This window comes from Affinundibacterium flavidum, from assembly GCF_014284175.1.
GTDB classification, from domain to species: domain Bacteria; phylum Pseudomonadota; class Gammaproteobacteria; order Burkholderiales; family Burkholderiaceae_D; genus Undibacterium; species Undibacterium flavidum.
Genome location: NZ_JACOGA010000083.1, coordinates 1 through 246 on the forward strand (window position 1 = coordinate 1; position 246 = coordinate 246).

Below are 246 nucleotides of genomic sequence, written 5' to 3' on the forward strand. Positions count from 1 at the left end.
CTGTGCGGGTGACTGTTAAATCAAAGGTTTCAGTCACTTCATTGATCAGATCATCGGTGATCGGTGTCCGTACCAACACACTCGTGCTACCTGCCGCAATCGTTGCGGTCGTCGCATTGCCCCACGTGGCGCCACCATCGGTGGACACTTGCAGATTAGTCGCTGTAGCGCTGCCGTAATCCGTACCACTGCCCGTTGCTGTACCGCCGCCTAAGGCGAGGCTGACACTTGTGGCTGTGGTGCTGG

At 57.3% G+C, this 246-nt stretch carries 1 protein-coding gene; it reads right to left on the minus strand.

What is annotated here, in order from left to right:
• Positions 1-246, minus strand: a 246-nt coding sequence (locus H8K55_RS22420) for a hypothetical protein (RefSeq protein WP_186944280.1), incomplete at both ends; no start/stop codon positions are given.